The following is a 26,009-nucleotide window of genomic DNA, read 5'->3' on the forward strand; positions in this document are numbered from 1 at the left end:
CATGGGAACCGGCGCGCTGCTGGGCATGCTGAGCATCATCGCGGTGCTGCTGGCGCTGGCAGCCTGGCTGTGGGGCACGGCCAGCAGCCGTGAGCAACGCCAGGTTTCAATGCGGCACGCCGAGCAGCAGCTTTCGCGCGGAAGCGCCACGGGCGGAGCACCCGCCGGGCCGTCCGTCACCGCTGCCAACGACCCGGCGCGACCCGCCAGCGCCGGGCGCCGCGTGCTGCCGCTGGATGGCCTGCTGCAGCGCGCAGGGCTGCAGACCGGCTGGAAAATTCCCATCATGCTGCTGGTACCGGGGCTGATACTGTCGGTGGTGGCGATGCTGCGGCTGGGCACCGCTTGGATGTTTCCGCTGACCCTGCTGCTGTACCTGCTTGGCTGCTGGCTGTGGGTGATGCGGCGGACCACGAAGCTGCGTGCGCAACTGCTGCATCAGCTGCCGGACTTCCTCGACAACCTGGTGCGGCTGACCGCACTGGGCAACAGCCTGCAGGCAGCGTTCCAGGTTGCGTCGATGCAGACCAGCGCGCCGTTGCGCGGGCTGCTGGACACCACGGTGCGCTTTGCACGCAGCGGCATGGAGCTGGACCGTGCACTCGCACAGGCCTCGCATCCCTATCGCATGGATGTGCTGAAGGTGTTGTCGGTGGTGATCGGTGTCAGCGTGCGCATCGGCGGGCGCTCCGACCAGATCCTGCAGCGCATGGGCGATTTCATGCGCGATCTGGAACAGACCCAGCAGGAGCTTGCAGCGACCACCTCGGAGACGCGGATGTCAGCGTGGGTGCTGGGCCTGTTGCCACCGGCCTGCGCGGTATTGATGGCGATCACCAGCCCGGACTTCTTCCAGCCGGTGCTGCACGCTCCGCTCGGCCACAAGATCCTGCTGCTTGCACTGGGCATGGAACTTGTCGGTGGCTTCCTGCTGTATCGCCTGGCCAAGTCGCTATGAACCCCCTTCGCCCCGCCGGAGACAACCGATGAGCGCCAGCGCCTGGTTCGCCCTCTCCCTGCTCGTGCTGGCCGCCGGTATCGCCCTGCTCGGTATCGGCGGCTGGGTACGCAGCCATCGTGAGCAACGTACAACGGCCACCTTGAAGACTGCCCTGCAGCCGCGCGAGGCGTCCCGTGACACCGAGCCTGCGCGGCACGATTCGCTGGGCTGGCTGGAACGCTTCGGCCGTGCCCTCAGCGGCGGCCGGCTGGAAACGGCGTTGCTGGCCAATGAAGACCGGCTGCTGTTGGATCTGGCCGGGTGGAACACCCGCCGCGGTACGGCCATCTACCTCGGCCTGCGCCTGCTGCTGGCCGTGCTGGTGCTGGTACTGGCGCTGACATTCAGCAGCGTCACCGGGCTGGCCAGGATCATGGTGATCATCGGCGCCCTCGCCGCCGGCCTGCTCCTGCCCAAGTTCGTTCTCTCCTCCTGGGTGAAACGGCGCCGACGAGCGGTCGACAACGAGCTGCCGCTGCTGATCGACCTGCTGCGTCTGCTGCAGGGCGTGGGCTTCAGCATGGACCAGAGCCTGCAGACGCTCGGCGACAAGCTGCGCGATGCATTGCCGGTCCTCGGCGGCGAGCTGCAGGAGGCCAACATCGCCTATACCCACGGCCGCACCCGCGCACAATCCCTGCGCCGGCTGAGCGAGGTCTATGCCGACGATGACCTGACCAGCCTGATGCAGCTGATCCTGCAGGTGCACGCCCATGGCGGCGCGGTGCAGGAGCCCCTGCGGCAGTTCAGCATCCGCCTGCGCGAACAGCGTCGCAACACGCTGAAGGAAAAGGTCGGCAAGCTCTCGGTGAAGATGACCGTGGTGATGATGCTGACCCTGCTGCCAGCGTTGATGCTGGTCCTTGCCGGTCCGGCGCTGGTCGCGCTGGCCACCACCATGTCCAAGATGGGGTCCCCCTGATGCCTGCCCTGCGCACTTCCTGCCTGATTGTTGCCCTGGCTGCCGTTGCCGGCGCCAGCGGCTGTGCATCGACCACGCCGAAGTACCTGCGCGCGCCCAGCCTGGCCGCGCCCGAACCGGCACCGCAGGACAGCCGCAATGCCTACCTGGAGCTGATCGAGCGCATGCAGCAGCAAGGCGCATGGTATGCCTCGCTCGCCCACGTCGACGCCTTCCGCCAGCGCTACGGCGATCCGCCGGCGTTGCGCCTGCTGCAGGCCGACGCGCTGCGCGAGACCGGCCAGGCCGATGCCGCGGTCACCCTGTACCGCGATCTTTCCAGTGGCCCCCAGGCCGCCGCGGCCGCCCATGGCCTGGGCCTGATTGCCGCGCGCCGCGACGACGACGCCGGCAGTGAGCAGGCGTTGGCGCGGGCGACCGAACTGCAGCCATTGAATACAAGTTATCTCGGCGACCTGGGCTATGCGCGGCTGCGCGCCGGGCAGTTCGAGCGCGCGCGCGAACCCCTGGCCAAGGCGCTGGAGCTGTCGCCGGGCAATGCCAAGGCCACCGCCAACCTCGCCCTCTGGGCCGTACTGCGGGGCGACACCGCCACTGCCGAACGCCTCGCCCAGCAAGCGAACCTCAACGACGAGACCCGGCTCAGCATCCAGCAGCAGGCGGCGCAGATCCGTGCCCGCCTGCAGCAGCGCCAGGCCGCAGCGGCAGCCGCCGCAGTCGTGCCGGCCGCTGCCCGTGCTCTCGCCAGCGATGCCGCCGGCAACCCGCCCGGCGCCACGCGACTGGCGGCGGAACCGCGCCGCGACAGCCGCGATGAACGCGATCCGCAGCGCCTGCCGCCCTCGATGCTGGAACGCTTCAGCGCCTCCGACCACCCGAACGGGAACACACCATGACCGCGACGCCCCTGACCCGACGCCTGCTGCCCGTTCTGATCTGCCTGCTGCCAGCCGCCGCCGTGCAGGCGCAGCAACAGCCGCTGACCGGGCAGATGCTTGGCGGCAGCACGCCGGCTGCGTCGGCTTCGCAGCCGCTGCAGTCCGAGTCACTGCCCACCGTGGACCTGGCGGCCCCGCCAGCACCGGTGCCTCAGGCGGCGCCTGCAGCAGTGGCCAACACCGACGGCAGCACTGCAGCCCCGCGGCCCGGCCGCAGCCAGATCGGCGATACCACGCGCAATCTGTTCCGCCTGCAGGCATCGGGGCAACAGGCCGGACAGCACCTGCCGATCCTCGGCGACCAGGCGACGCTGAGCTACGCCCGCTACATGAAGAGTTTCGAACACGAGATCCCGGACTTCTTTGAAGCCGATGTCGCCAAGTCCAAGGGATCATCCTCATCCGGACGCTGAGGTAGGCCATGAAACGCCCACGCCAGTTCAGTTTCAGCCGCCCACGGGGCGGCATGTCGATCACCATGATGCTGGTCATGCTGGCGCTGCTGGCGATGCTGGGCCTGATCGAGATCGGTTACCTGTTCTGGGCCAAGCGCGATGCACAGAAGGTCGCTGATCTGGCTGCACTGGCCGGAGCGCAGCGATTGGAACTGTGCACCTCGGACAACAGCGACAACAGTGCTGCGCGGCAGAGCGCACTCACCCAGAACACCTTCGCAGGAAGCCTGGAAATCCGCTGCGGAAACTGGAACGTGACCCGCGCCACCGAAGGGCACTTCAGCCCGGTCGTCGATGCAGCGAATCAACGCAATGCTGTCCGTGTCATCACCCGCCGCGCGGTGCTTCCCTTCTTCGGGCAGAACAGCAGCCTGCCGACCGTGACCGCCCAGGCGGTAGCGCGCCGTGCAGAACCGACGGCGGTTTTCAGTGTCGGCTCGCAACTGCTGCGCATCAATGGCAACACGCCACTGGGAAATGTCCTGAAACTGGTGGGTGCCGACCTCGACAAGACCACCCTGCTCGGCTACGACGGCCTTGCACAGGCGCATATCACCCCGAATGGACTGCTGCAGGCACTGGGCATTCCGATCGACGTCAACATGGGCGTGGCGGAGTTCAACAATCTGCTGGCCGGCCGCAAGGTCAAGCTGGGCAAGATCCTTCAGGCGACCGTTGACCTGCTCACCCAGCAGGGCGTTGCCCACGTGGACCTGAGTGCACTGGAGAATGCCCTGGTCGTGAAGGGCATCGACCTCAAGCAGCTGGAGGTGAAACTCGGTACCGATGACAGCGGTGGCGGCCTGTTCGCACGCGTGGTCGCGCCGGATGGAACGATTTCCAGCGCGCTGCAGGCCGATGTCAATGTGCTGGACCTGATCGGCACCAGCATCAGCATCGCCAATGGCGGCCGTGCGGTCTCGGTCGATGAACTCAACCTGCTGGGCCTGGTCAATGCCAAAGCCGCTGTGGTGGAACCGCCTTCCATCGCCATCGGTGGCGTTGGCTCGCGCGCTTACAACGCGCAGATCCGTGTCTTCCTCGACATCGACACCAACAACATTCCCGTTGCAGGCGGCGTGCTTTCACTGCTGGGCATCCGCCTGAAGCTGCCGGTCCATGCGGACGTGACCAATGCAATGGCGACCCTGACCAGCCTGCAATGTGGCAGCACGCCTCCCACGGCGACGATCAAGGTCGAGTCTTCCGTGCTGCGCGCCTGCGTCGGCAAGGTGGCCGACAGCGAGCGGTTCTCCAAGCAGAATGTCTGTGGCGACACCCTGCAGAAGGAACAGATGCTCACACTGCTCGGCGCGCCGTTGATCAATGACAGCATCAAGGTCAATACGCTGACCGACACGCAAAGCCTCACCCTCCCCGCCGGCGCGACCGGTTCAACCCAGGTCAACTCCCTGGAGGTGGGCACCGCCGTGTCCGAGCTGGTCAGCGAACTGCTGCGCGTACTGTCCGGCATGCTCGATCCGCGCGACGATGGCATGAGCCAGGGCTCGACCGCAGCGCAGTTGGCCGATCGCTACCTGAAAGCAGCCAACGTTGGTCGCAAGCGATACGATGTTGACGCAACCATCAAGCTGCTGGAATTCGGAGACAGCACGCAGGGATTGAAACCACTTGGAAACTGGGACATCACCAAGGGGGTACCTACCAGCTGTGTGCTGGTGACCTGCATGGTCGACGGCAAGGTCTGGCAAGGATTCCGCAACGCAGTGACCGGGGTTGGCTCGGGGCTCCTCGATGGCGTACTGGGAGCGCTTGTGGGTGGGCTGCTGGTCAAGCAGTGCAACAGCCTGATTGGCGCGCTGGATGACACCACCTACAACAACTGCATGAAGTACAACCTGACTTCTTACCTGCAGACCGCCGATGCCGGCTTCCTGGACCAGTTCGCCGGCGACGGCGTCACCGCCCCCGGCAATGGCCCGGTCAGTTGTTCGGGCCTGCTGTGCTTGCTGCTGAAGCCCGCCCTGGACGTCCTGAAGCCGCTGCTCAACAGCGTCGGCTCCCTGCTGCGCTCGCTGCTGGCGCAGGTGCTGGGCCTGGAACTGGGCCGTACGGATGTGCATGTCCAGTCCATCCAGTGCACGCCCGCACAGCTGGTCTACTGACCCGTGACGGGCGCCCTTGGCGGCGCCCGCGCACATGCTAGACTCCCGGCGGGGAACCACCTTCATCTCAACCCACACTCATCCGTGGATGGTCTAGACATGCGAGAAACTTCAGGGGGCGCGGTCTTCGCCCGGCACGCGCGCGGCGCGGCACTGCTGGCCGTGGCCATGATGCTGGTGGCACCGGCGGCGATGGCTGCCCGTGGCGACCGCGAAGCAGCCGCAGAGCCGGCCGCACGTACCGCACCGGTGGTGCGCAACACCGTTGACGAGCTCAAGCAGCTGATGGATGCCCGCCAGCTGACCGAGCTGCGCACCACCTACAACGGCAACTACGGCGCCAGCCTGCTGTTCAATGCCAACACCCTGACCTACTACGTCGCCCTGTTCCAGGAGAAGAACTTCTGGCGGGTGATCAAGACCGATGCCGTCGACAACGCCGAGCGTGTCTACCGCACCTTCGCGCAGCAGTCAGAGCAGCTGGCCCAGGTCTACATCGACACCACCCGACTGGAAGCCGGCAAGCGCTATACCGAGCGCCTGGTGGCCTACAACGAGGAGCGCCTGCGCACCCTGCAGCAGGAAATGGAACAGCAGCAGGCACAGTCGGCCCAGGTCAGCGCTGCCCTGCAGCAGGCCCAGCAGCAGGCGGTCAGCCTGAGCAGCGACGTGCAGAGCACCAACAGCCAGCTGGATTCCCTGCAGCGCCGCATCCAGATCCTGCAGGCCGAACAGGGCAACCCGGAGCTGAGCCTGCCCAAGCCGGACAGCGTGCCCTCGCCGGCACCGGCGGCCGCCAGCGACGGTCGCTGAGGTCCAGCGCCTGGCGTGCCGTCCAACGGCGCCTACGGGCGCCGTTGTCGTTTCCGGCATCATTCCATTTCAACGGCACGCCTCATGCACGGCATCGTCCAGTTGCCGGCGCTGCACGAAATCCATGCGCTTGCCATTGGCCAGCACCTTCCCACGATGCTGCCGCGCGCGCTCACAGGCGGCGGGATCCGCGCTGATCGCTATCAGTGCAGCCCGCGCACGCCGCTGCTGCACCACACGCGGACGCATTGAAGCTGGGCTCGCGGCCTTGGCCGCGCTCGCACCTGTCGAGGGCGGCTCCGCCGGCACCTCCCAGCGCCATTCCGCGCGCCCCTGGCACGGCGTCTGCTGGTAGACCGGATGCGGCCCGTCCACACATTTGTAGACGTTGGTCTGAGCATGCGCCCCCGTGGCCAGCAGCAGGTACAACAGCGGGCTCCAACACGCGTTCGACATTGCAGGCTCCTCGTCAGGGCTGCCGCCATCCTCGATGCCGGCACGGCTTCGTGCCAGAGCGATACACGTCACATCCGGCGTAATCCAGCACAGCCGTGCAAGTCGTCGGTCTGGCGCTGCGCTGTACTGCCGAAGGCACCGGCATCCACGCCAGCGCCTTCCCTCCCTTCCGCCAAGGAAACCACAATGAGCAACTTCGTCACCGTCGCCGACGGCGCGCGCATCTTCTACAAGGATTGGGGTACCGGCCAGCCGATCGTGTTCGCGCACGGCTGGCCGCTGTCGTCCGATGCCTGGGACCCGCAGATGCTGTTCATGGGCCAGAACGGCTTCCGCGTGATCGCTCACGACCGTCGCAGCCACGGCCGCTCCAGCCAGACCTGGGACGGCAACAACATGGACACCTACGCCGACGACCTGGCCGCCGTGCTCGAGGCGCTGGACCTGAAGGACGCGATCCTGGTCGGCCACTCCACCGGTGGCGGCGAAGTAGCCCATTACCTCGGGCGCCACGGCAGCAAGCGCGTGGCCAAGGTGGTGCTGGTCGGCGCCGTGCCGCCGCTGATGCTGAAGACCGATGCCAACCCGGCCGGTACCCCGCTGGAAGTCTTCGACGGCATCCGCAAGGGCACCGGCGGTGACCGCTCGCAGTTCTTCAAGGATCTGACCACGCCGTTCTTCGGCGCCAACCGCGACGGCAACAGCGTTACCCAGGGCATGCGTGATTCGTTCTGGCTGCAGGGCATGCTCGGTGGCGTCAAGGGCCAGTACGACTGCGTGCACGAATTCTCGGAAGTGGATTACACCGAGGACCTGAAGAAGATCGATGTGCCAGCGCTGGTGGTGCATGGCGATGACGACCAGATCGTGCCATTCGATGCCTCAGCCAAGCTGTCCTCGCAGATCATCAAGGACGCCGAGTTGAAGGTGTACGCCGGTGCGCCGCACGGCCTGACCGTCACCCACGCCGACCGGTTCAACGCCGACCTGCTGGCGTTCGCACGCAAGTGACATGCGGCGGCGGCGCCACCCAGCGCCGCCGCCCCTGTGGTAGAACCGGCCGCTGGCCGGCTGCGCAGGATCGGGATGGATTGATCGCGCAAAAAGGGGACGGAGGGGATTAAGTCGTTTGTGCACAAACGACTTAATCCCCTCCGTCCCCTTTTTTGTCAGATATCGCTGTGGTGGTGCGGGACCCCGGTCTTCGGCAGCGGGTCATGCCCGCCCACGAAGTGGCGCACCACCGGTGCACGCTCACCGCGATGCAGCCCGCGCAGCACTTCCTGGATCGCCTTGTCATCGGCGGTGATGCGCTCGTGCTGGCGCAGGTGCTCCAGCCACGATGGGGTCACGAAATACTCCAGGTGGATGCCCGGACTGGCCACATCCTCGACCACGCCCCAGACCACCGCGCCATCGCGGCGGCGGATCGTGCCCAGTGCGCGCATCTGCGCCTGGAATGCGGCGCGATCAGCATCGTCAATGCGGTACTCGATGGTCACCAGCACCGGGCCGCGATCGTTGGATACCGGCACCGACAGTTCCGGTGCAGGCCAGTGCCCGGCCGGACGCAGGTTCAGATCCTCGGTGCCAGCGATGCGCACGCGCCACACCAGCAATCCGCCGATCACCGCGCCGGCAGCCGCCACCAGCAACGCCAGCTCCGGCGAGGTGCGCTGCGCCAGCGCGCCCCAGCTCAGGCCACCGGCCGCCATGCCAGCGGAGAACACCATGATGTACAGCGCCAGTGCACGCGCCCGTACCCACGCTGGCACTGCGGTCTGCGCGGCAATCTGCAGCGACGACAGCACGGTGATCCAGGCAAAGCCATTGATCAGCATCACCAATGGCAGCACGTACCAGCTGCGGGTCAGCGCCAGCCCGACCAGGCTGAGCGCCAGCGACAGCGTGGCCAGCAGCACCAGCAGGTCGCGATCCATCTGCGCGCGCAGCTTCGGCAGCAACAACGCACCACCCACGGCACCGATCCCGATGCAGCCGAGCAGCATGCCGTACTGCCCCGCCCCACCCTGCATCTGGCCGCGTACCACCACCGGCAGCAGTGCATTCATTGCTGCAGCAAAGAAGAAGAAGCCGACCGACTTGATCAACACCGCCTGCAGGCGCCCGGCGCGGCTGGCATAGCGCAGGCCCGCCTTCAGGCCGGCACCGAAGCCTTCCGGCGGCAGGCTGGATTGCTTCGGGTCGCGCTTCCAGCCCCACACCACGAACAGCATCGCGGCAAAGGTGATGGCGTTGAAGCCGAATGCCCAGACCGCACCGAGCTGGGCCACGATCACACCACCGATGGCCGGGCCGATCGAGCGCGCGATGTTGATGCCGATCGAGTTCAGCGCCACCGCCGAGGCCAGCATCGGCTGCGGCACCAGTTCGGATACGATCGCGGCCTGTGCCGGCATCGCCATCGCCGCACCGCAGCCCATGCAGAAGGTCAGCAGCACCAGCAGCTGCGGGGTCAGCATGTCCAACGCAGTCAGGGCCGCCATCACCGCGGCGACCAGCAGCATCCAGCCCTGGGTGGCCAGCAGGTACTTGCGGCGGTCGACGATGTCGGCCAGGGTGCCGGCGGCCAGCGCCAGCAGCACGATCGGCACCGTGGTGGCCGACTGCACCAGCGCCACCATCAGTGGTGAGCCAGTGCGCTCGGCCATTACCCAGGCGGCGGCCACATCGTTGACCCAGGTGCCGATGTTGCTGGCCAGGATCGCCAGCCAGATCGAGCGGAACATCCGGATCTTCAGCGGGGACCAGGCACCTGCGGCCTGTGCGGGGGGTTGCGACGCGGTTGCGTTCACCATTGCCATGCTCCAACGATCGAGGCGAACAGCGTGTCCTGGCCTCCGGCCTGCTTCAGTGCAGGACCGGCATCGACCCAGGCCAGCTGCAGCTGCCATTGCCAGTGTTCGCTGGCCTGCCAGCGTGTTTCGGATTTGTATTGATTGCCGATGCGGCGCGCGCCACCGGCGCTGCCTGGCAACGCCACCAGCGGTGCCGGCGTGGTGTAGACCGCATCGGCACGACGATGCTTCCAGGCCATCTGTACGCCCAGTTCCGTCGTCACCGCGTCGTGCAGGCGCAGGGTCAGGGTCGGCTGGAGGTCCATCAGGTTGGCCGGGGCCAGCAGGCTGGCCTCGCTGAAGTAGGCCGATTTCGGGAACAAGGCGTTGAAGGTTCCCAGGCGGCCGTCATGCAGGTTGCCATCGCCACTGGCGATGTCTGCCTTCAACCCCAGCCGCGGCTGCAGCGGCAGGTTCGTCCAGCGCCACCCCGTATCGGTCGCCAGCGTCCAGGCGCGGATATCGAGGGTGCCGGCGGTCGTCCGAAGCTCACCGCCCTGCGCCACCAGCTCGCTGTTCCAGTCCAGTGCACCGGCCTGGCCGAACCAGCGCGCGCCCAGGGTCTGCCGACGTTCGGTACCGCTGCCTGCGGCGAAGCGCGCGCCTTCGCGGCGGTAGTCCAGCAGATACAGATCCCACTGTCCCGCGCCCTGTCCCCGCACCGTGGTGGCATAGGCACCCCACAGGTGGGCACCGTGCTCGCCGCGATCATCAAAGGCACCCGGTCGGTTTTCCACTGGCCGCAATGCCATCAGATCAAGCGTACCCAGGCGGCCTTTCCAACCCACACGCGCACCGTCGAACGCCAGGCGGATGTTCGGCCCGTCGCGCACTGACAGCAGCCGTGAACTGCCATAGCCGGCTTCCTGCCGGCCGAGTTGCAGGTAGAAGCCATCGCGCTGCCAGCGCCAGTACGCCTGCTGCACATCCAGCGCGCTGCGGTCGGTGCGACCCGGGCCGCCAGCCTTGCCACTCTCACCATGCACACCCAGCTGCAGCTTCGCCTGCCAGGTATCTTCCACATAGGTGGCCGATGCCAAGGCACGCAGCAGGCCATAGGCATCCTCGCTGCCGCCAATGCCGAACCGGGTCGGGTCGTAGTACAGCCCACGCACACGCAGCGACGCATCCCATTGCAGTTGGCCGTCACCGGCGTCGCTGCAGCGGCCCCCCTCGCAGGCCAGCGCCAGCGATGGCACGGCCAGCAGTGCCAGGCTCAGAATGCGAAGCACGAGCATCCCATCGCGCCCCAGAACGCGGTCAGGTCATCGGTGGGCGCCGCGTGCCGTGCAGCATGACCATGAGCACCGTGAGTGCTGCAGGCTACGCCGTGATGGTGACGATGGGCGGCGGCCAACCCGGTGGCGGTACCGCCGACGTGGTAGCCGCCGAACCGGTTGACCGGCGACCAGTTGGGCATGGCCGGCGGCAGCTGCGGCGCAAGCCCTGCATAGTCGGCGTCGGCATGCACGATGCGGCCGCCGACCACGGTCAACACGCTGGTGATGTCGGCGATCTGCGCATCATCCACGCGGAAGAAATCGGCCGAGAGCAGGATGAAATCGGCCAACTGGCCGACCTTCAACGTACCCTTCACTGCTTCGTCGCCGGAGAACCAGGCACTGCCCTGGGTCCACAGGCGCAGTGCCTGCTCACGTTCGAGCAGGTTCTCATCGCCATACAGGGCCAGCCCGCCGACGGTGCGCCCGGTCACCAGCCAGGACAGCGCCACCCAGGGGTTGTAGCTGGCCACACGGGTGGCATCGGTTCCAGCACCGACCGGCACGCCTTCGGCCAGCATGCGCTTGACCGGCGGCGTATGCCGCGCCGCCTGCACGCCGTAGCGCTCGACGAAGGCTTCGCCCTGATAGGCCATGCGATGCTGCACGGCGATGCCGCCACCCAGCGCACGGATGCGCTCGATGTTGCGCGGGGTGATGGTTTCGGCGTGATCGATGAACCAGTGCAGGCCATCGAACGGCACCTCGCGGTTGACCTGTTCGTACACATCGAGGATGCGGGTGATGCTCTCGTCGTACGTCGCATGGATGCGGAACGGCCAACGCTTCTCGACCAGCAGCTTCACCACATCGTGCAGTTCCGGCTCCAGCTCCGGCGGCAGTTCCGGGCGCGGCTCGTTGAACAACTCGAAGTCGGCCGCCGAGAACACCAGCATCTCGCCGGCACCGTTGTGGCGCAGCAGGTCATCACCCTGCCGCGGCTGCAGCATCTCGCTCCAGCCGCGGAAGTCATCCACTTCCTTGCCCTTGTTCTGGGTGAACAGGTTGTAGGCGATGCGCACCGTCAGCTGGTCATCGCGGTGCAGCTGCTCGATGACTTGGTAGTCCTCGGGGTAGTTCTGGAAACCACCGCCGGCGTCGATCACCGAGGTGATGCCGAGACGGTTCAACTCACGCATGAAATGACGGGTGGAATTGGCCTGGTACTCGATCGGCAGGCGCGGCCCCTTGGCCAGCGTCGCGTACAGGATCAGCGCATTCGGCTTGGCCAGCAGCAGCCCGGTCGGGTTGCCCAGCGAGTCACGCACGATCTGGCCGCCCGGCGGATCCGGGGTGTCCTTGGTATAGCCGCAGGCGCGCAACGCGGCACGGTTGAGCAGCGCCCGGTCGTACAGGTGCAGCAGGAACACCGGCGTGTCCGGCGCGATGTCGTTGAGCTCCTGCAGCGTGGGCAGGCGCTTCTCGTTGAACTGGGTGGCGGTGAAGCCACCGACCACGCGCACCCACTGCGGCGCGGGCGTGCGGTCGACCTGCGCCTTCAGCATGTCCAAGGCATCGCCCAGCGAACGCAGGCCGTCCCAGCGCAGTTCCAGGTTGTAGTTCAGGCCACCACGTATCAGGTGGGTATGGCTGTCGTTGAGGCCGGGCAGCAGGCGCCGGCCCTGGGCGTCGATCAGGGTCGCTTCATTGCCCCAGCCACGCATGATCTCCTCGTCGCTGCCGACGGCGACGATGCGCCCTTCCTGCACGGCCAGTGCCTGTGCATGCGGCTGCTGTGGGTCAAGGGTGGTGATGCGGGCATTGCGGATGACCAGCGTGCTCATGCGACGCTCCTTGGAAGTGGAATCGAGTGCGGCACCGGCGCGGCCGGCCAGGCCCAGCGCCACCGCGGCGCTGCCGGCCAGCACCACGTTGCGGCGGCCGTGATCGAGTGGATCGTGACTCATGCGAGATCTCCCGGAAGGCGTTGGCCGTCCAGTGCCCAGGCGCCGGGCCCGGTCAGCGCGAGGGCCAGCAGTACCGTGGTCCACATCAACGGGTACTCACTGCCACCGCGCATCCAGAACCAGCCCTTGGGCAGGGCCAACAGAACGGTGAAGCCGATGAAGGCCGCCGCTGCAAGCGCGGCGACGCGGGTCTGCCAGCCCAGCAGCACGGCCAGCCCTGACAGCACCTGCAGCAGGGCCAGCAGCAGCGGCAGCGGTGCCACCGCTGGCAGGCCGAAGCCGCGCAGTTCGGTGGCGAAGCCGGCCAGCCCAGGACCGCCGAACCAATCGAACAGCTTGCCCAGCGCGTGTGGCAGCAGGAATCCCCCGGCTGCCACGCGCAGCATCAGCAGGGCCAGGTCGAGGCCATGGCCAGCCAGCATGCTCAGTGCCCGCCTTCCTGCGCGCCGAACATGCGCTTGGCGTACTGGATGCCGATGCCATAGCCGCCGGCATGGTCGCGGGCAATGCCGGTGGTCAGCTCGTAGGTCTCGCCACGCGCCCAGTCACGCTGCAGCTCCAGCAGGTACTGCACGCTGGTCATCGGCACTGCACCGGCCTGCACCATGCGGGTGATCGCACGCTCGTGGGCTTCTTCGCTGACATCGCCGCAGGCATCGGTGATCACATACACCTCGAAACCCTGCGCCAGCGCCGACAGCGCCGGTCCCACGATGCAGACGCTGGTCCACAACCCGGCAACGACCAGGCGACGCTTGCCGATGCGGTTGATCTCGTCGATCACCGGCTGGTCTTCCCAGGTGTTCATCGAGGTGCGGTCGAACACCGTCTGGCCCGGGAAGATCTCCGGCAGTTCCGGGAACATCGGGCCGGAGAACGACGCTTCGGCGACGGTGGTCAGCAGCACCGGCACGTTGAAGCCCTTGGCGCCCTTGCTGATCAACGACACGTTGTTGCGCAGCGCGGAGATGTCGATGGTGTGGGTGGCAAATGCCATCTGCGACTGGAAGTCGATCAGCACCAGGGCATGGTCGGTGGGCGACAACAGGGCCGGGGCGGGCGTGGCGGTGGCAAGGCTCATGGTTGGACTCCGTTGGAAACACGATCAGGGGGAAGCAACAGGGCCGCATCGCCGGCCAGGTACTGGCCGGGGCTGCAGCCGGTCTCGGCGCGGAAGCTGCGGACGAAATGGCTCTGGTCGAAGAAGCCCAGCTGCTGCGCCAGGCAGGACATCGGCAGCTGCGCGACCGGCAACAACTGGCGCGCACGTTCGATGCGGCGACGGCGCACGTAGCGCAGCGGGCTGGCGCCGGTACCGGTCCGGAACAGGCGCACCAGATGGAAGCGGCTGACGCAGGCGGCTGCGGCCAGCTCGGTCACCCGCAGCGGCTGCGACAGGTGCTCATCGACATAGCGCAGGGCGCGCTGCAATGCGGCGGCCTGCTGCGGTGCCAGCGCCACGGCGGGCGGATCGGGCGAAAAGACGGTGGCCATGCGGGACGCCGCGAGGGGGTGCCCCATGGTGCGTGGCCGCCGCACGATGCCCTACCCCCGTCGGTCGAGGCCAGCACCTACCCGAATGGGGGAGGCCGACGCCCGAGCAGGCGACGACCGAACAACCGCGCATCCAGTGAATAGGCGCCAGGGCCCAACATCAACAGCGCCAAGGGCAGCACCACCTGTGACCACGGCGCCTGCTGCGCGAACAGGCCCACGGCCGCCATCAGCACGGCCAGTGGCGTCAACACACCCAGCGTGAGCATCGGCACTGCCAGCAGGCACAGCGCCGACCACCCGCCCGCATGCGTGCCGGGCGTGCACAGTGCCGCGGACAGGCACAGCCGCAACCACAGCAGGCCGATGCCCGGCCCGCGGTCGGGGAACATCACGAACAGGCGCTGCATGGCCGGGCTCCACAGGGCATGCCGGGGTGATAACCGACCGCGGCGGCCGCCGCCTACCCCGTTCGGGTCACCCCGGACTGCCCCGCACCTGCCAGAATGCGCGCCATGCGTGGCCGCCCCTTCCCGTTCCTGCGTCGCCTGCCGACGCTGCTGACGTGCCTGCTGCTGTGGACCGCCCTGCCCGCTCTTGCCGTGCAGCGCCCGCCGGTGAGCGGCGGGCTGCCCGGTTACGAGCACACCGCGTGGCGGGTCGGCCAGGGTGCACCCGGCGATATCTGGGACATCACCCAGGACCGCGACGGCCTGCTGTGGCTGGCCACCGGCTCGGGCCTGTACCGCTTCGATGGCCGTCGCTTCGAACGGCAGGCAGCGCCCGTCGGCAGCCAGTTCCCGTCCACCAACATGGTCACGCTGGCGCATGCCGCCGACGGTGCCCTGTGGATCGGCTACTTCCAGGCCGGCATCAGCCGGCTCGCACAGGGGCGGCTGCACAACTACGGCCGCGAGCAGGGGGTGCCGGTCGGCGTGGTCCCACGCTTCAGCCAGGATCACCAGGGCCAGCTGTGGGCGGCGATCAATGGCGGGCTGCGCCACTTTGATGGACAGCGCTGGCAGCCACTGCCGGCCGCAGCCAGCCTGCCCGAGCGCCGTGTGCAGTGGGTGCTGCACGACAGCCGGGGCAGGTTCTGGGTGCTGGCCGACCTGAAGATCTGGATGCGTGCGACCGGCCAGACCACGTTCGAGGACACCGGCATCGCGGTCTCGCAGATGGCAACGCTGGCCGAAAGCCCGCAGGGTGAAGTGTGGTTGGCCGACCGGGTGCGCGGCACCTCACCCCTGGCCAACGCGCAGGGCCTGTTGGCGGCCAGCGAACGTGAAGCGCGGCGTCTTCCGGAACTGGTTGCTGCACGCCTGCAGTTCACTGCCGATGGCGCGCTGTGGGCCACGATGAGCCCGCACGGCGGCGTCGCCCGCATCACCTTCGACGGCAGCCGGGCCGTGCGCATGGAGCGTTTCGATTCGCCGCACGGGCTGACCGCCACCTCCGCGGTGCCGATCATCGTCGATCGCGAAGGCAATCTCTGGGTCGGCACCAACCTCGGCCTCAACCGCTTCCGCGCACGCAGCGTGCACACCCTGGCAGTGGGCCCGAGTGATCCCTACCGCTCGCTGGTGCGGGCCAGCGATGGCCGCGTGTATGGCTATGGCGAAGACCTCAAACCCTACGATCTGCGGCGCACTCTGCTGGATGGCAGTGCCCCGCAGCTGCAGGCCGCCGCGCGCCAGGCACCCACGCCGATCTGGCAGTTCGACTGGGTCAATCTTGCGCGCACGGTCGCCGGCCACACCTCGTTGATCCCGCTGCCTGCCCCGTTCACCGGGCAACCGCTGCACGCCCTGCTGTTCCCCGACGACGCGCAGGCCTGGGTATGCACGGGTGAACGCGGCGTCCTGCACAACCTGCATGGCCAATGGCAGCGCGAGGTCCGCCTGCCCGAGCAGGCCTGCTCATCGCTGGCGCTGGATGCCCATGGCCAGCTGCTGCTCGGCTATGCCGACGGCCGCCTGCGCCGGATGAGCGCGGGCCACATCGAGAGCTTCGATGCCAGCCAGGGCCTGTCGGTCGGGCCGATCACCGCAATGCTGCATCACCAGGACCTGCTGCTGGTCGCCGGCGAAGCCGGTCTGGCTGCGCGCGTTGGCAACAGTCGTTTCGTTCCGGTGCGAACCGACATGGCCGGTGTACTGGAAGGCATCACCGGCATGGTGGCCGATCCGAACGGACACCTCTGGTTCAATGGCAGCCGTGGCCTGGTCCGGCTGGGGAGCGATGAGCTGCGACGGACGCTGCGGACCGGGCTGCCGGTGACGCCACGCCTGTTCGATGCGGTGGATGGCATGCCGGGCATCGCCCTGCAGAGCGGACCGATCGCCACCGCCACGCTGGCCGATGACGGACTGCTGTGGCTGGCCACCAACCAGGGCCTGGCCTGGCTGGATACCACGCGCTCGCACATCAACACCATGGCGCCCAGCGTGCGCATCGGCGAAGTGCTGTACGGCAGTGCACACGAGCCCCTGCGTGACGGCCTGCGCCTGCCGGCCGGCACCAGCCAGCTGCAGATCGACTACGTCGCGCTGTCGCTGGCACGTCCGGAGCGCAACCGCTACCGCTATCGCCTGTCCGGCGTCGACGACGGCTGGCAGGATGCCGGCAGCAGCACCCGCGCGTATTACACCAACCTTGCTCCGGGCAATTACCGGTTCGAGGTGGAAGCGGCCAACGAAGACGGCATCTGGAGCACCGCGCCGGCCAGCCGCAGCTTCCGCATCGCCCCCACCTTCATGCAGACCGTGTGGTTCAAGCTGCTGTGCGCGGCCGCGATCCTCGCGCTGCTGGCGATGGCAGTGCGCATCCGCAGCGGGCAGCTGGCGGCGTTGTTCCGCGCGCGCCTGCAGGAACGCAATGGCGAACGCGAACGCATCGCACGCGACCTGCACGACACCCTGCTGCAGGGCAGCCAGGGCCTGATCCTGCGCCTGCATGCAATCAGCCAGGCCGCGCAGACGCCAGAGCCCGTGCGCAGCCAGCTGGAAGCGGCGATGCAGCTGGCCGAACGCAACCTGGCCGAGGGCCGCGAGCGGGTCAACGCACTGCGTGACGGTCCCTTCGCGGGCCGCGACCTCGCTTCGGCGCTGGCCGATGTTCACGCCGAATACGCCGGGCACGGTACCAATCCGCTGCGCCTGACCGTGGAAGGCGCAACACCAGCGCTGCAGGCCGATGCCGCCGAGGAAGTGTTCCTGATCGGACGCGAAGCCATCCGCAACGCGTTGCGTCATGCCCATGCCAGCGCGATCGAAGTGGAGCTGTCCTACGGCACGCGGTGTTTCCTGCTGCACGTGCGCGACGATGGCGTCGGCATCGACGACGAAAATGCCGGCCATGGCCATTGGGGCCTGCAGGGCATGCGTGAGCGTGCGCAACGCCTCGGCGCCGAACTGCAGCTGTGGACCCGCCCCGGGCTTGGCACCGAAGTCGCGCTGGCGGTTCCTGCCCGGCGCCTGTATCACCGCCGTCCATCGCGTTGGCGCTGGCCCTGGAGTAAAGCAAACCATGACTGAGTCCCCTGCCCCGATCGGCGTGCTGGTGGTCGACGACCACCCACTGCTGCGCGACGGCTTGGCGGCGCTGCTGGGCGCCCATGCCGACCTGCGCCTGCTCGGCGAGGCCGCCGATGGCGAGGAAGCCATCGCGCGCTACCAGCAGTTGCAGCCGGACGTCGTGCTGATGGACCTGCAGATGCCACGCCTGGATGGCGTCGAGGCCATCGTGCGGATCCGTGCGGTAGATCCGCGTGCACGCATCATCGTGCTGACCACCTACCGCGGTGACGTACGCGCGGTGAGGGCGCTGCAGGCCGGCGCCAGCGCCTACCTGCTGAAGGACATGCTGCGCCATGAGCTGGTCGATACCATCCGCATGGTCGCTGGCGGCCGGCGCGCGCCGATTCCCCCGGCGGTGGCGGCGAGCATCGCCGCACACGTGGTGGAGGACCGGTTGTCACCCCGGGAGACCGAGGTGCTGCGGCACGTGGCCAGCGGGCTGTCGAACAAGCGCATCGGCGAGCGCATGCAGATTTCCGAGCAGACGGTGAAGGCGCACATGAAGAGCCTGATGGACAAGCTGGGCGTCGGTGATCGCACACATGCGGTGACCCAGGCCCTGCGGCGCGGGATCATCAGCCTGGACGACAGCGGTCACGATTAGGGGCTTGTTCGGCAGGGCTTGCAGCCCTGCACCCGCGGTAGTGCCGGCCGCTGGCCGGCAACCTCTACAGCAACAGCAGGTTTCCTGAGGATCGGCGGGGCTGGGCATCCTGCCCAACCCGCCCGAGGCATGCCTCGGGCCCATGCGGCTGACACCCCGCACTCCGACACCGCCCCACCTCTGACAGATTCCGATGGCTGTTGGTAGGTGTCGACCTTGGTCGACACGGTAGATCCAGGCCATGCGTGGATGAAGCTCAATCGGATCGGAATCGAACATCTGGAAGGAAGAACAGGGGGCCGCACTTTCGGCTACAGCGCCTCGGCAAGGAACGCCAGCACCGCTGGCCCTACCTCTCGGTCCGCGCGGGCATGACCTTCGGCCGTGCCCCCCACTTCAATGTACGGGCCTACATCATGGCGATGGGTGGTCGGCTGCAGAAACGGTGTGATCAGATGCCCCGCATCTGAGTAGTACAGGAAACGGTCACGGTCACTACGCGCTGCCGCTGCTAGCCGACGCTGCGCAACAGCCAGCATCGTGCCTGAGTCACCCAGCCGATCGTCACCACCTCCGATCCACAACGTGCGTGCAGCAATGTTCTCGATGGGCAGCATCGCCGCACGCAATGCCGGTTCCCACTGCGGCCCCGGCCTCCCCCAGTCAACCTCCTCGCGATACGGCAGCCACGGCAGCGGCCGGCACTGCCAGCTCAACGGCGAGCGGTCCACCGCGCGGAAATCGGCGGGGGCCACGTCACGGGCGATGCCACGAAACGGGGCTGGACTGCCTACCCAGGACACAGCGACGCGGAGCTCAGGCAGATGCACCGCCGTGGCCATGGTCACGATGCCGCCCCAGGAGCCTCCCATCAGCCCTACCCGCTGTGGATCCACCCGGGGATGGCGCTGCAGCCAGTGCACTGCGTCGCGTACGGTTTCCAACGGAACCTCGATCAGGTCCTTGGGCACGCCCGGCCCGCGATACCACGCCACCGACACCGCGACATAGCCGTTGCTGGCCAGCCAGGCGGCATAGAGGTCACCACCGTCGAATCCGCCTTCGGCACCGCCCAGCGTCACCAATGCTGGCGCCCGTGCATCAGCCTGCTGGCCCGATGGCAGGTACAGATGTGCTTCGCGGCCACCGATTTCGACCCGTTGCACCTGCACGCCCGGCAGCATCAGATGGCGCTGCAGGGCCCGCCGTGCGACTACCGATCCTGCATGTTCCACCTCCAGTTCGAAGGCCTGCGACTGGAATCCCAAGCCGTCATCGGAGCGCTGCCACTGCAGGGGAAGTGCGTTGGCCCTTCCTTCCTGCGGCTGCATCGACCAGATCAGCGCGCTCGCATCGACGCCTCGATAGCTTCCCTGTTCCGAGCCGCTGCGTGCGGTGTCGACCGTCCCCTGCGGGTCCGCGCGCAGTGCAGCCTGTGACTGCCAGCGCTGGCCCCGGCTGTCCCGCATCGACAACCGTAGTTGCACCACCTCGGCCGCCGCCAGTCCCTCAACCCTAATGGCTGGAATACGATCAGCGCGCCCCTGATGGTCATCGACAATGACCCGCACATCGGCCAACGCAGGCAGCGCCAGCACGCCCAGCAACACACCCAAGCACCACCGCATCCGCATGCTCCACCCTGATCTGGAAAGGCGCAGGGTGCACTGGCCGCAACGACCGGATTGCGTACTTCGGCGACGATGGCACCAACCGTGCCGCTGCAGGCACCAGCCGTGTGTCAGGCGCGTGCCGCCAAGGCCGCCTCCAGCACCGGCCGGTAGCTGCGGCTCACCGGCAGCTGCACGCCATCGGCCAGTTCAAGCAGCGCATCACCGTTGTGGCGCTCGATCAGTGATCGCACCCGCAGCGGGTTGACCAGCGCCGAGCGGTGCACGCGCAACAGTCCTCCATCCGCCAGCCGTTTGGCCAGCTGCGCCAGCGGCTCACGCAGCAGGTGCAGTCGCTGCCCCACGTGCACGCACGCGTAATGACCGGCCATGTCGATGTAGTCGATCTCCGCCAGCGGTACATACTGGACACCACCACTACCAGGCACCGCCAGGGTCTGCGCACAGTCCTCCGTACGCGGTGCCAGGCCTGCCAGGCGGCGCACGCGCTCGATCGCTTCACGCAACCGCTGCGCTGCCACCGGCTTGAGCAGATAGTCTGCGACGCCCAGTTCGAACGCGCGCAGCGCATGCTGCGGCAGCGCGGTCACGAAGATGGTGTGCGCGGCCAGTGCCGGCTGCTGCTGGGGCAACTCCCAGCCACGACCGTCGGGCAGGACCAGATCCAGCAGCAGCAGATCGAAACGGCGCCCCTGAAGCTGCTCGCGTGCCTGCGCGAGGGTGGCGGCTTCAGCATCGACCCTGACCTGCGGAATGCCCGCCAGCAACTGGCGCAGGCGGTCACGTGCCAGCGCCACGTCATCCACCAGCATGACACTCAATGGACGCGTCATGCGACGACCTCCGGCAGGACCAGCCGTGCACGGTAACCACCGTGCTCGCTGCCGGCCTGCAGCCTGCCTCCCGACAACGCCAGCCGCCGCTGCACCGCAGCGTGGCCAGTACCCAGGCCATCGCTCGTAGAGGGGCGCATGCAGGGATTGAACAGCGTCACCTCAAGCAGGCCTCCTTCCACCTGCGCATGCAGCTCGATCCGCAAGGGCGCATCACCGGGCTGCCAGCCGCTGTGCAGGACCGCGTTCTCGATCAACGGCTGCAGCAGCAGGCCCGGCACCTGCCACGCCAGGGCCTGGGCGCTGGCCTGCAGGTGCAGCTGCAGTGCCTCGTCGCGCAGCAGCGACTGCAGGGCCACATAGTCCTGGGCGGCTCCGAGCTCATCGGCCAGGGCGCGATGCGGCGGGCATTGCAGGGTATCGCGAAGCAGCGAGGACAGCTGTGCCAACGCCATGTCCGCCATGCCGGGGCGCTGCAGGGCCAGGCCACCAATGGCGTTGAGTGCATTGAACAGGAAGTGGTGCTGCAGATGTTGGCGCAGGGCGGCTTCACGGGCCTGCCGCAGCACCTCCGACTGCGCCTTCAAGCGCTGCAACCCGGCCAGGCCATGACCCACGCCCGCCACCGCGATGAAGGTCGGCAATGCGAACAACGCCGTGATACCGATCGCACGCATCACCTGCGCCGGTGCAGGCCAGGGTCGCGCCTGCCACTGTTGCAGCAGCAGGTGGCCCAAGGTCCATCCCAGTGCGGTCAGCAATGGGGTCAGCAGCAGGCCCAGACCCAGCCAGCCAATCAGATGCCGGCGTCCAGGCAGTGGCCAGCGCCGGCACGCTGCCCACAACGCCGGCGTCGCCAGCATCCAGGGCAGCTCGGCGCCCAGGATGAACAACGCCGCCGGCAGCAGACCACCGGGTGTCTGGCTCAGGTGTACTGCAGGCACCGCAGTGGCGATCAACAGCCCCCACAGGGCCAGCATCACCCAACACGGGCGTGGCAACGAAAGTGGCGGCTCTGCGGCAGGCAGCAGGAAGTCAGGGGAAACAGGCATGCAGGGATTCAAACCGGAAACGGGCACCATGCTAGGTGCCCGCACCGGATCGTTCCCGTGCCGGAAGCAAGGGGCTCATCCACGCATGGCGTGGATTCCGTTCGAGGCCCCAGGGTCGGGTCCCTTCCCACCGGGAAGGGCTCTGCCCCTGTCGATCACTGCGTCTTCGCAGCCTCGACATTCCACGCTGCGACCCTGGCCTTGGTTTCGGCCAGCATCTTGTCCAGCGCGGCGCGGTCATACACGTTGCCGCGCAGGATCACGCTGTCGATCTTTTCGGTGGCAGCAATGTCCTGCAGCGGGTTGGCGGTCAGCAGCACCAGATCGGCGGCCTTGCCCTGCGCGACACCACCGTAACGGTCCATCTGGCCGAACCAGGCCGGGCCGGAACGGGTTGCGGCCGACAGCGCCTGCGGTGCGCTCAGGCCTTCCTTCACGAACAGCTGCAATTCCTGGTGCAGGGCGATGCCCGGGAAGTTGAACGAGTTGAGGAAGCCCGCATCGGTGCCCGCAATGATCGTCACGCCGGCCTCCTGCAGCATCGGCAGCACCGCGGCCACCTGGTGGTACTGCGCGTGGCGCGCCTCGATCTGTGCCGGCGTGGCCTTCGCCGCGCGGTCCACGCGCCACTGGTAGGTCGCGCGCAGGCCCGGGCCGATGTAGGCCAGGTACGGATCGTTGGCGTGGTCATCCTGGTCAAGGAAATCGAGGATGCGGCCACCGTTGAGGGTCGGGGTCACGAATACGCCACGCTTGGCGAAATCGCGGTAGGCGTGCATCGCCGTGTCGCGGTCGAAGCTGGCGTCGAGGCGCCGGTTGGCTTCGGCGCGGTCGATGCGACCGGCACCGAAGTCGGCGGCGATCTGCGCTTCGTCCTTGCTGCCGGCCTTGAATGCATAATCCAGATGCTCGATCGAGGCCAGGCCCGCATCGACCGCCTGCTCCACGGTCAGTGCCATCGGAATATGCCCCGAGGCCTTGAAGCCGGCCTTGCGCGCAGCACTGGCCGAGTACAGGAACAGTTCCGGCTTCAGCGTGCTGTCGGTAATCTTCACGAAATCAACCTTGTCGTGCTGCAGGCGGGTGATCGCCTTGTCGGCGTCAGCCTCGCTACCCACCTCGATCGTGCCCTTCCAGACCGGCTTGATGCCTTCGATCTTCGCGCCCGAGCTGAGCAGGCGCGGGCCGAACAGCGTGCCCTTGGCGATCTCGCCACGCCACTGCAGTACCTGTTCGGGCAGGTCGCCGGAGCAGTCACGCACGGTGGTGATGCCGTGCGCGATGTACAGCGGCAGCAGCGCCTTGTTCTCTTCAATCAGCGCCGGGCCACCACCGAAGTGCACGTGCATGTCCCACAGGCCCGGGATCAGGTACTTGCCCTTGGCATCGATCTGGCGGGCCGTACTCCACTGGCTGCGCAGCTGTGCATCCGGGCCGACGGCGACGATGTCCTCGCCGCGGATCACCACGCTCTGCCCCGCCAGGGTGCTGGCGTGCTCGACATCGACCACGGTGGCATTGCGGATCAGCAGGTCGGCGCGCTCAGCGGAAGACGCCGACAGCGGTGCCACCGCAAGGAGGATGGCAAGGGACAACGGACGGGAACGGAACATGGACAGCATCCTGATTGGCACGCCCAGCGTGCGGGTGGAAGGGAACAGTCTTCAGCGCACCGCGCCGTGCTGGCGCAGCAGGGTTTCAATTCCGGTATAGCCGCGCTGGCGCGCGTGCGCCAGCGGCGTCACACCGTCGCCGTCAGCCAGCTCGGGGTCGGCGCCGGCCTCCAGCAGCAGCTGCACGATCTGCACGTGGCGCGCGCCGCCATCGCCGAGCAGGATCGCTTCCAGCAGCGCGGTCCAGTGCAGGCGGTTGACATGGTCCACAGCGACGCCTGCACGCAGCAGCGTGCGCACAGTGGCGACGTGGCCGCGCTCGGCGGCGGGAATCAATGCGCTGCCGCCATAGCGGTTGGTGCTGCGCAGATCGGCGCCATGCGCCAGGGTCATCGCCAGGATCTCGTCCAGTCCACGCGCGCCGGCGTACAGGTAGGCGCTGTCCTGCATGGCGTCCTTGGCATTGACGTCGGCGCCGGCTTCGATCAGTTCACGCGCGGCGTCTACATTGTTGCCATGCGTGGCCAGCAGCAGCGCGGTACGGCCCTGGCCATCACGCGCCTCCAGCGTGGCGCCATCCTCGATCGCCTGTCGCACCGCATCGGCATCGCCGCGGCTGGCAGCATCGCGCAGGCGGCCATCGACGTCGGCTTTGGACGTTGCGGTGCAGGCCGGGGAGATCATGGCCAGCAGGAATAACAGCAGCACGCGCGCGAACGGCGCAGGCCAGCCAGGGGAACGATGGACGCGCATGACGGTGTCTCCTCATGACCGTCGCCACGGAACGCCGTGCGACGGTAGCTACAGCCGGGCATTGCCGGCCCCTGCCCTGCATGGTAGAAGTCGGCCTGGGTATCCAGAAGTGAAATGTTCAAATGCAAGACAGTGCCAAATCGAATAGAACCCTGTTCGAACTGGACCTGCTGCGTGCGCTGGTGATGGTGGCCGACTGCGGCAGCTTCACCACTGCGGCCACGCGCCTGCATTCGACCCAGTCCACGGTCAGCCAGAAGGTGCGCCGGCTGGAGGAACTGGCCGGGCATCGCCTGCTCGAACGCGGCCACCGCGACGTACACCCCACCGACGCCGGTCACACCCTGCTTGGCTACGCGCGGCGCATGCTCGACCTGAACGAGGAAATGGCACAGGCGTTGGCCGGCGCCACCGTGGAAACCGCGGTGCGCATCGGTGTCCCCGAGGACTTCGTCAACGCACAGACCACACGCATGCTGGCCGCTTTCAGCCGTCGCCACCCGCAGGTGAAGCTGGAGATCAGCAGCGGCCTCAGCCGTGACCTCGCGCAGGGCTTCGACCACGGCGAGCTGGACCTGGTGCTGGTCAAGCAACGCCGCAACAGCCGCCAGGCGGTGCATTGCCGACGCGAGCCGATGCACTGGATCGACAGCCTGCGCAGCAGCTGCCTGCAGCAGGACCCGCTGCCGCTGGTCACCTTCCCGCCACGCGGGCTGTACCGCGACGAGATGATCCACGCCGTGGAGGCGCTGGGCCTGCGCTGGCGCATCGCCTTCACTAGTTCTTCGCTGAGTGGCATCCAGGGCGCGGTGGCCGATGGCATCGGCGTCAGCCTGCTGCCACGCCGCGCGGTCACCCGCGATCACCGCATCATCGATGGCGAACGCGAGCTGCCGGTGATCGACAATTACGAGATCGGCCTGCTGCATCGTGCCGACGCAGATGATGCCGTGCGCGCGCTGGCCAGCGAACTGTGGCGCCAGGTGCAGCGCGAACCGGATTGACCGCGGTAGAACCACGTCATGCGTGGATGGAAACGACCGTCCGGCATCCGAAAGGGCGCTGAAGCGTCAGCTAGTACATGCTTGTCGCAAAAGGCCTAGTGATGGCGTAAACAAAGCCTGGACGATAGGGTGGGGAACGCCCCTCTCCAGATTGCCCCGCCTATGACCAGCACGTACCAGGTTGCTTTGACCCCTGCTCCGAAGGACGAAGCCAGCATCCGGTTCGATCCGCTGCCACCTGCGCTCATCGCCCACATGCAGCAGCAGCGTGCACAGGTTGCTGCCCTCGTCGCATCTGCGTTCCCTACCGTGCCTGTTCAATGGCCGCTGCTGCCGAGCACGCTGCAACGCGTAGTCGATGCAGAACTGATCGATCACGATGATTGTGACGGTTGGGAAGCACTGGGGGTCGCATTTGGTGATTGTCTGGCACAGCGTGTACCGGAACTTGCCTGGGCCCAGGTAACCGATGCCTGGGGCGTCGATGCGGTTCTCCGCTATGGAGACGTCAATATCATGGTCAGCGCCGGCACCCTGTTGATCAAACGCGTCGAAGAAAGCAAGACCATCGAGATCAACCATCTGCTTGAAGCTCTGGAGGAGTTCGTCATCCAGCAAGCGCGCAAGTCCGGCTGAGCCCTTGAGAGAACGATTGAGCTGCGCAGAATGACGTATTCGCACATTGATGCTGC

The 26,009-nt window shown here is 67.3% G+C and carries 24 protein-coding genes; 11 read left to right on the top strand and 13 right to left on the bottom strand.

The window, feature by feature from the left end:
- Position 1 precedes the first annotated feature (1 nt).
- The 6 genes from ACZLHH_RS13455 (at position 2) to ACZLHH_RS13480 (ending at position 6,254) form a co-directional block, all read left to right on the top strand.
- Complete coding sequence (locus ACZLHH_RS13455) at positions 2 to 958, top strand: type II secretion system F family protein (RefSeq protein ID WP_180844361.1); 957 nt, start codon at positions 2 to 4, stop codon at positions 956 to 958.
- Between the two features lie 28 nt (positions 959 to 986).
- Positions 987 to 1,922: a type II secretion system F family protein gene (locus tag ACZLHH_RS13460; protein WP_071229091.1), complete on the top strand. Its 936-nt coding sequence runs from the start codon at positions 987 to 989 to the stop codon at positions 1,920 to 1,922.
- The gene (locus ACZLHH_RS13465; RefSeq protein ID WP_049423083.1) at positions 1,922 to 2,818 is read left to right on the top strand and encodes a tetratricopeptide repeat protein; all 897 of its coding nucleotides are present in this window, start codon (positions 1,922 to 1,924) and stop codon (positions 2,816 to 2,818) included. Before ACZLHH_RS13460 ends, ACZLHH_RS13465 begins: the two co-directional genes overlap by 1 nt.
- Positions 2,815 to 3,273, top strand: coding sequence for a DUF3613 domain-containing protein (locus tag ACZLHH_RS13470; protein WP_032128080.1), 459 nt, complete (start codon positions 2,815 to 2,817; stop codon positions 3,271 to 3,273). The genes ACZLHH_RS13465 and ACZLHH_RS13470 overlap by 4 nt, the downstream gene beginning before the upstream one ends.
- 8 nt (positions 3,274 to 3,281) lie before the next feature.
- Positions 3,282 to 5,441, top strand: coding sequence for a TadG family pilus assembly protein (locus ACZLHH_RS13475; protein WP_180844360.1), 2,160 nt, complete (start codon positions 3,282 to 3,284; stop codon positions 5,439 to 5,441).
- Between the two features lie 99 nt (positions 5,442 to 5,540).
- Entirely contained in the window at positions 5,541 to 6,254 is a 714-nt protein-coding gene (locus ACZLHH_RS13480; protein ID WP_043402505.1) for a DUF2968 domain-containing protein, read from the top strand.
- 69 nt (positions 6,255 to 6,323) lie between these two features.
- On the opposite strand, the gene ACZLHH_RS13485 is transcribed toward ACZLHH_RS13480, so the two are convergent.
- The gene (locus ACZLHH_RS13485; protein ID WP_180844359.1) at positions 6,324 to 6,710 is read right to left on the bottom strand and encodes a hypothetical protein; all 387 of its coding nucleotides are present in this window, start codon (positions 6,708 to 6,710) and stop codon (positions 6,324 to 6,326) included.
- Between the two features lie 186 nt (positions 6,711 to 6,896).
- On the opposite strand from ACZLHH_RS13485, the gene ACZLHH_RS13490 reads away from it, so the two are divergent.
- Positions 6,897 to 7,721, top strand: a complete 825-nt coding sequence (locus ACZLHH_RS13490; protein ID WP_180844358.1) for an alpha/beta fold hydrolase — start codon at positions 6,897 to 6,899, stop codon at positions 7,719 to 7,721.
- Between the two features lie 158 nt (positions 7,722 to 7,879).
- Here the strand turns inward: ACZLHH_RS13490 and ACZLHH_RS13495 are convergent, their stop codons facing one another.
- The 7 genes from ACZLHH_RS13495 to ACZLHH_RS13525 form a co-directional block, all read right to left on the bottom strand.
- Complete coding sequence (locus tag ACZLHH_RS13495) at positions 7,880 to 9,529, bottom strand: MFS transporter (RefSeq protein ID WP_180844357.1); 1,650 nt, start codon at positions 9,527 to 9,529, stop codon at positions 7,880 to 7,882.
- Complete coding sequence (locus tag ACZLHH_RS13500; protein ID WP_180844356.1) at positions 9,523 to 10,806, bottom strand: alginate export family protein; 1,284 nt, start codon at positions 10,804 to 10,806, stop codon at positions 9,523 to 9,525. Before ACZLHH_RS13500 ends, ACZLHH_RS13495 begins: the two co-directional genes overlap by 7 nt.
- Positions 10,785 to 12,632: an amidohydrolase gene (locus ACZLHH_RS13505; protein ID WP_180844381.1), complete on the bottom strand. Its 1,848-nt coding sequence runs from the start codon at positions 12,630 to 12,632 to the stop codon at positions 10,785 to 10,787. The genes ACZLHH_RS13500 and ACZLHH_RS13505 overlap by 22 nt, the downstream gene beginning before the upstream one ends.
- A 119-nt stretch (positions 12,633 to 12,751) precedes the next feature.
- Positions 12,752 to 13,177, bottom strand: coding sequence for a DoxX family protein (locus ACZLHH_RS13510; RefSeq protein WP_180844355.1), 426 nt, complete (start codon positions 13,175 to 13,177; stop codon positions 12,752 to 12,754).
- 2 nt (positions 13,178 to 13,179) lie between these two features.
- Positions 13,180 to 13,836, bottom strand: a complete 657-nt coding sequence (locus ACZLHH_RS13515) for a hydrolase (RefSeq protein WP_049422794.1) — start codon at positions 13,834 to 13,836, stop codon at positions 13,180 to 13,182.
- A complete protein-coding gene (locus ACZLHH_RS13520) occupies positions 13,833 to 14,276 on the bottom strand; it encodes a helix-turn-helix transcriptional regulator (RefSeq protein ID WP_053091059.1) in 444 nt (147 codons plus the stop codon). The genes ACZLHH_RS13515 and ACZLHH_RS13520 overlap by 4 nt, the downstream gene beginning before the upstream one ends.
- A 50-nt stretch (positions 14,277 to 14,326) precedes the next feature.
- Positions 14,327 to 14,659 (bottom strand): hypothetical protein, encoded by a 333-nt coding sequence (locus ACZLHH_RS13525; protein ID WP_032128091.1) that lies wholly within the window; start codon positions 14,657 to 14,659, stop codon positions 14,327 to 14,329.
- A gap of 96 nt (positions 14,660 to 14,755) precedes the next feature.
- On the opposite strand from ACZLHH_RS13525, the gene ACZLHH_RS13530 reads away from it, so the two are divergent.
- Positions 14,756 to 17,785 carry a sensor histidine kinase gene (locus ACZLHH_RS13530; protein ID WP_180844354.1) on the top strand — a complete coding sequence of 1,010 codons (3,030 nt, stop codon included), beginning with the start codon at positions 14,756 to 14,758 and terminating at the stop codon, positions 17,783 to 17,785.
- Entirely contained in the window at positions 17,778 to 18,431 is a 654-nt protein-coding gene (locus tag ACZLHH_RS13535) for a response regulator (protein WP_180844353.1), read from the top strand. The genes ACZLHH_RS13530 and ACZLHH_RS13535 overlap by 8 nt, the downstream gene beginning before the upstream one ends.
- Positions 18,432 to 18,742: 311 nt before the next feature.
- Here the strand turns inward: ACZLHH_RS13535 and ACZLHH_RS13540 are convergent, their stop codons facing one another.
- From ACZLHH_RS13540 to ACZLHH_RS13560, 5 genes are all read right to left on the bottom strand, one after another.
- A complete protein-coding gene (locus tag ACZLHH_RS13540; protein ID WP_256201508.1) occupies positions 18,743 to 20,059 on the bottom strand; it encodes an acyl-CoA thioesterase/BAAT N-terminal domain-containing protein in 1,317 nt (438 codons plus the stop codon).
- Positions 20,060 to 20,172: 113 nt separating this feature from the next.
- Positions 20,173 to 20,895: a LytR/AlgR family response regulator transcription factor gene (locus tag ACZLHH_RS13545; protein WP_071229104.1), complete on the bottom strand. Its 723-nt coding sequence runs from the start codon at positions 20,893 to 20,895 to the stop codon at positions 20,173 to 20,175.
- A complete protein-coding gene (locus ACZLHH_RS13550; RefSeq protein WP_256201509.1) occupies positions 20,892 to 21,947 on the bottom strand; it encodes a sensor histidine kinase in 1,056 nt (351 codons plus the stop codon). Before ACZLHH_RS13550 ends, ACZLHH_RS13545 begins: the two co-directional genes overlap by 4 nt.
- Positions 21,948 to 22,102: 155 nt before the next feature.
- Positions 22,103 to 23,560, bottom strand: a complete 1,458-nt coding sequence (locus ACZLHH_RS13555; protein WP_180844352.1) for an amidohydrolase family protein — start codon at positions 23,558 to 23,560, stop codon at positions 22,103 to 22,105.
- Positions 23,561 to 23,611: 51 nt separating this feature from the next.
- Positions 23,612 to 24,313 carry an ankyrin repeat domain-containing protein gene (locus tag ACZLHH_RS13560; RefSeq protein WP_180844351.1) on the bottom strand — a complete coding sequence of 234 codons (702 nt, stop codon included), beginning with the start codon at positions 24,311 to 24,313 and terminating at the stop codon, positions 23,612 to 23,614.
- Between the two features lie 122 nt (positions 24,314 to 24,435).
- Between ACZLHH_RS13560 and ACZLHH_RS13565 the strand changes: the two genes are divergently transcribed.
- Together ACZLHH_RS13565 and ACZLHH_RS13570 are read left to right on the top strand one after the other, a co-directional pair.
- Positions 24,436 to 25,317 carry a LysR substrate-binding domain-containing protein gene (locus ACZLHH_RS13565; RefSeq protein ID WP_180844350.1) on the top strand — a complete coding sequence of 294 codons (882 nt, stop codon included), beginning with the start codon at positions 24,436 to 24,438 and terminating at the stop codon, positions 25,315 to 25,317.
- A 162-nt stretch (positions 25,318 to 25,479) separates the two neighbouring features.
- Positions 25,480 to 25,953 (top strand): DUF3806 domain-containing protein, encoded by a 474-nt coding sequence (locus ACZLHH_RS13570; RefSeq protein WP_180844349.1) that lies wholly within the window; start codon positions 25,480 to 25,482, stop codon positions 25,951 to 25,953.
- Positions 25,954 to 26,009: the final 56 nt, after the last annotated feature.

This window comes from Stenotrophomonas sp. 28608_Sma (genome assembly GCF_056486185.1).

Excerpts from the sequence above, each read along its gene's own strand:
- ACZLHH_RS13480 (WP_043402505.1), top strand. The coding sequence starts at position 5,541 with ATGCGAGAAACTTCAGGGGGCGCGGTCTTCGCCCGGCACGCGCGCGGC.
- ACZLHH_RS13485 (WP_180844359.1), bottom strand. The coding sequence starts at position 6,710 with ATGTCGAACGCGTGTTGGAGCCCGCTGTTGTACCTGCTGCTGGCCACG.
- ACZLHH_RS13570 (WP_180844349.1), top strand. The coding sequence starts at position 25,480 with ATGACCAGCACGTACCAGGTTGCTTTGACCCCTGCTCCGAAGGACGAA.
- ACZLHH_RS13490 (WP_180844358.1), top strand. The coding sequence starts at position 6,897 with ATGAGCAACTTCGTCACCGTCGCCGACGGCGCGCGCATCTTCTACAAG.
- ACZLHH_RS13500 (WP_180844356.1), bottom strand. The coding sequence starts at position 10,806 with ATGCTCGTGCTTCGCATTCTGAGCCTGGCACTGCTGGCCGTGCCATCG.
- ACZLHH_RS13465 (WP_049423083.1), top strand. The coding sequence starts at position 1,922 with ATGCCTGCCCTGCGCACTTCCTGCCTGATTGTTGCCCTGGCTGCCGTT.
- ACZLHH_RS13495 (WP_180844357.1), bottom strand. The coding sequence starts at position 9,529 with ATGGTGAACGCAACCGCGTCGCAACCCCCCGCACAGGCCGCAGGTGCC.
- ACZLHH_RS13555 (WP_180844352.1), bottom strand. The coding sequence starts at position 23,560 with ATGTTCCGTTCCCGTCCGTTGTCCCTTGCCATCCTCCTTGCGGTGGCA.
- ACZLHH_RS13505 (WP_180844381.1), bottom strand. The coding sequence starts at position 12,632 with ATGAGCACGCTGGTCATCCGCAATGCCCGCATCACCACCCTTGACCCA.
- ACZLHH_RS13535 (WP_180844353.1), top strand. The coding sequence starts at position 17,778 with ATGACTGAGTCCCCTGCCCCGATCGGCGTGCTGGTGGTCGACGACCAC.
- ACZLHH_RS13525 (WP_032128091.1), bottom strand. The coding sequence starts at position 14,659 with ATGCAGCGCCTGTTCGTGATGTTCCCCGACCGCGGGCCGGGCATCGGC.
- ACZLHH_RS13515 (WP_049422794.1), bottom strand. The coding sequence starts at position 13,836 with ATGAGCCTTGCCACCGCCACGCCCGCCCCGGCCCTGTTGTCGCCCACC.
- ACZLHH_RS13565 (WP_180844350.1), top strand. The coding sequence starts at position 24,436 with ATGCAAGACAGTGCCAAATCGAATAGAACCCTGTTCGAACTGGACCTG.
- ACZLHH_RS13510 (WP_180844355.1), bottom strand. The coding sequence starts at position 13,177 with ATGCTGGCTGGCCATGGCCTCGACCTGGCCCTGCTGATGCTGCGCGTG.
- ACZLHH_RS13460 (WP_071229091.1), top strand. The coding sequence starts at position 987 with ATGAGCGCCAGCGCCTGGTTCGCCCTCTCCCTGCTCGTGCTGGCCGCC.
- ACZLHH_RS13475 (WP_180844360.1), top strand. The coding sequence starts at position 3,282 with ATGAAACGCCCACGCCAGTTCAGTTTCAGCCGCCCACGGGGCGGCATG.
- ACZLHH_RS13520 (WP_053091059.1), bottom strand. The coding sequence starts at position 14,276 with ATGGGGCACCCCCTCGCGGCGTCCCGCATGGCCACCGTCTTTTCGCCC.
- ACZLHH_RS13545 (WP_071229104.1), bottom strand. The coding sequence starts at position 20,895 with ATGACGCGTCCATTGAGTGTCATGCTGGTGGATGACGTGGCGCTGGCA.
- ACZLHH_RS13540 (WP_256201508.1), bottom strand. The coding sequence starts at position 20,059 with ATGCGGTGGTGCTTGGGTGTGTTGCTGGGCGTGCTGGCGCTGCCTGCG.
- ACZLHH_RS13455 (WP_180844361.1), top strand. The coding sequence starts at position 2 with ATGGGAACCGGCGCGCTGCTGGGCATGCTGAGCATCATCGCGGTGCTG.
- ACZLHH_RS13530 (WP_180844354.1), top strand. The coding sequence starts at position 14,756 with ATGCGCGCCATGCGTGGCCGCCCCTTCCCGTTCCTGCGTCGCCTGCCG.
- ACZLHH_RS13560 (WP_180844351.1), bottom strand. The coding sequence starts at position 24,313 with ATGCGCGTCCATCGTTCCCCTGGCTGGCCTGCGCCGTTCGCGCGCGTG.
- ACZLHH_RS13550 (WP_256201509.1), bottom strand. The coding sequence starts at position 21,947 with ATGCCTGTTTCCCCTGACTTCCTGCTGCCTGCCGCAGAGCCGCCACTT.
- ACZLHH_RS13470 (WP_032128080.1), top strand. The coding sequence starts at position 2,815 with ATGACCGCGACGCCCCTGACCCGACGCCTGCTGCCCGTTCTGATCTGC.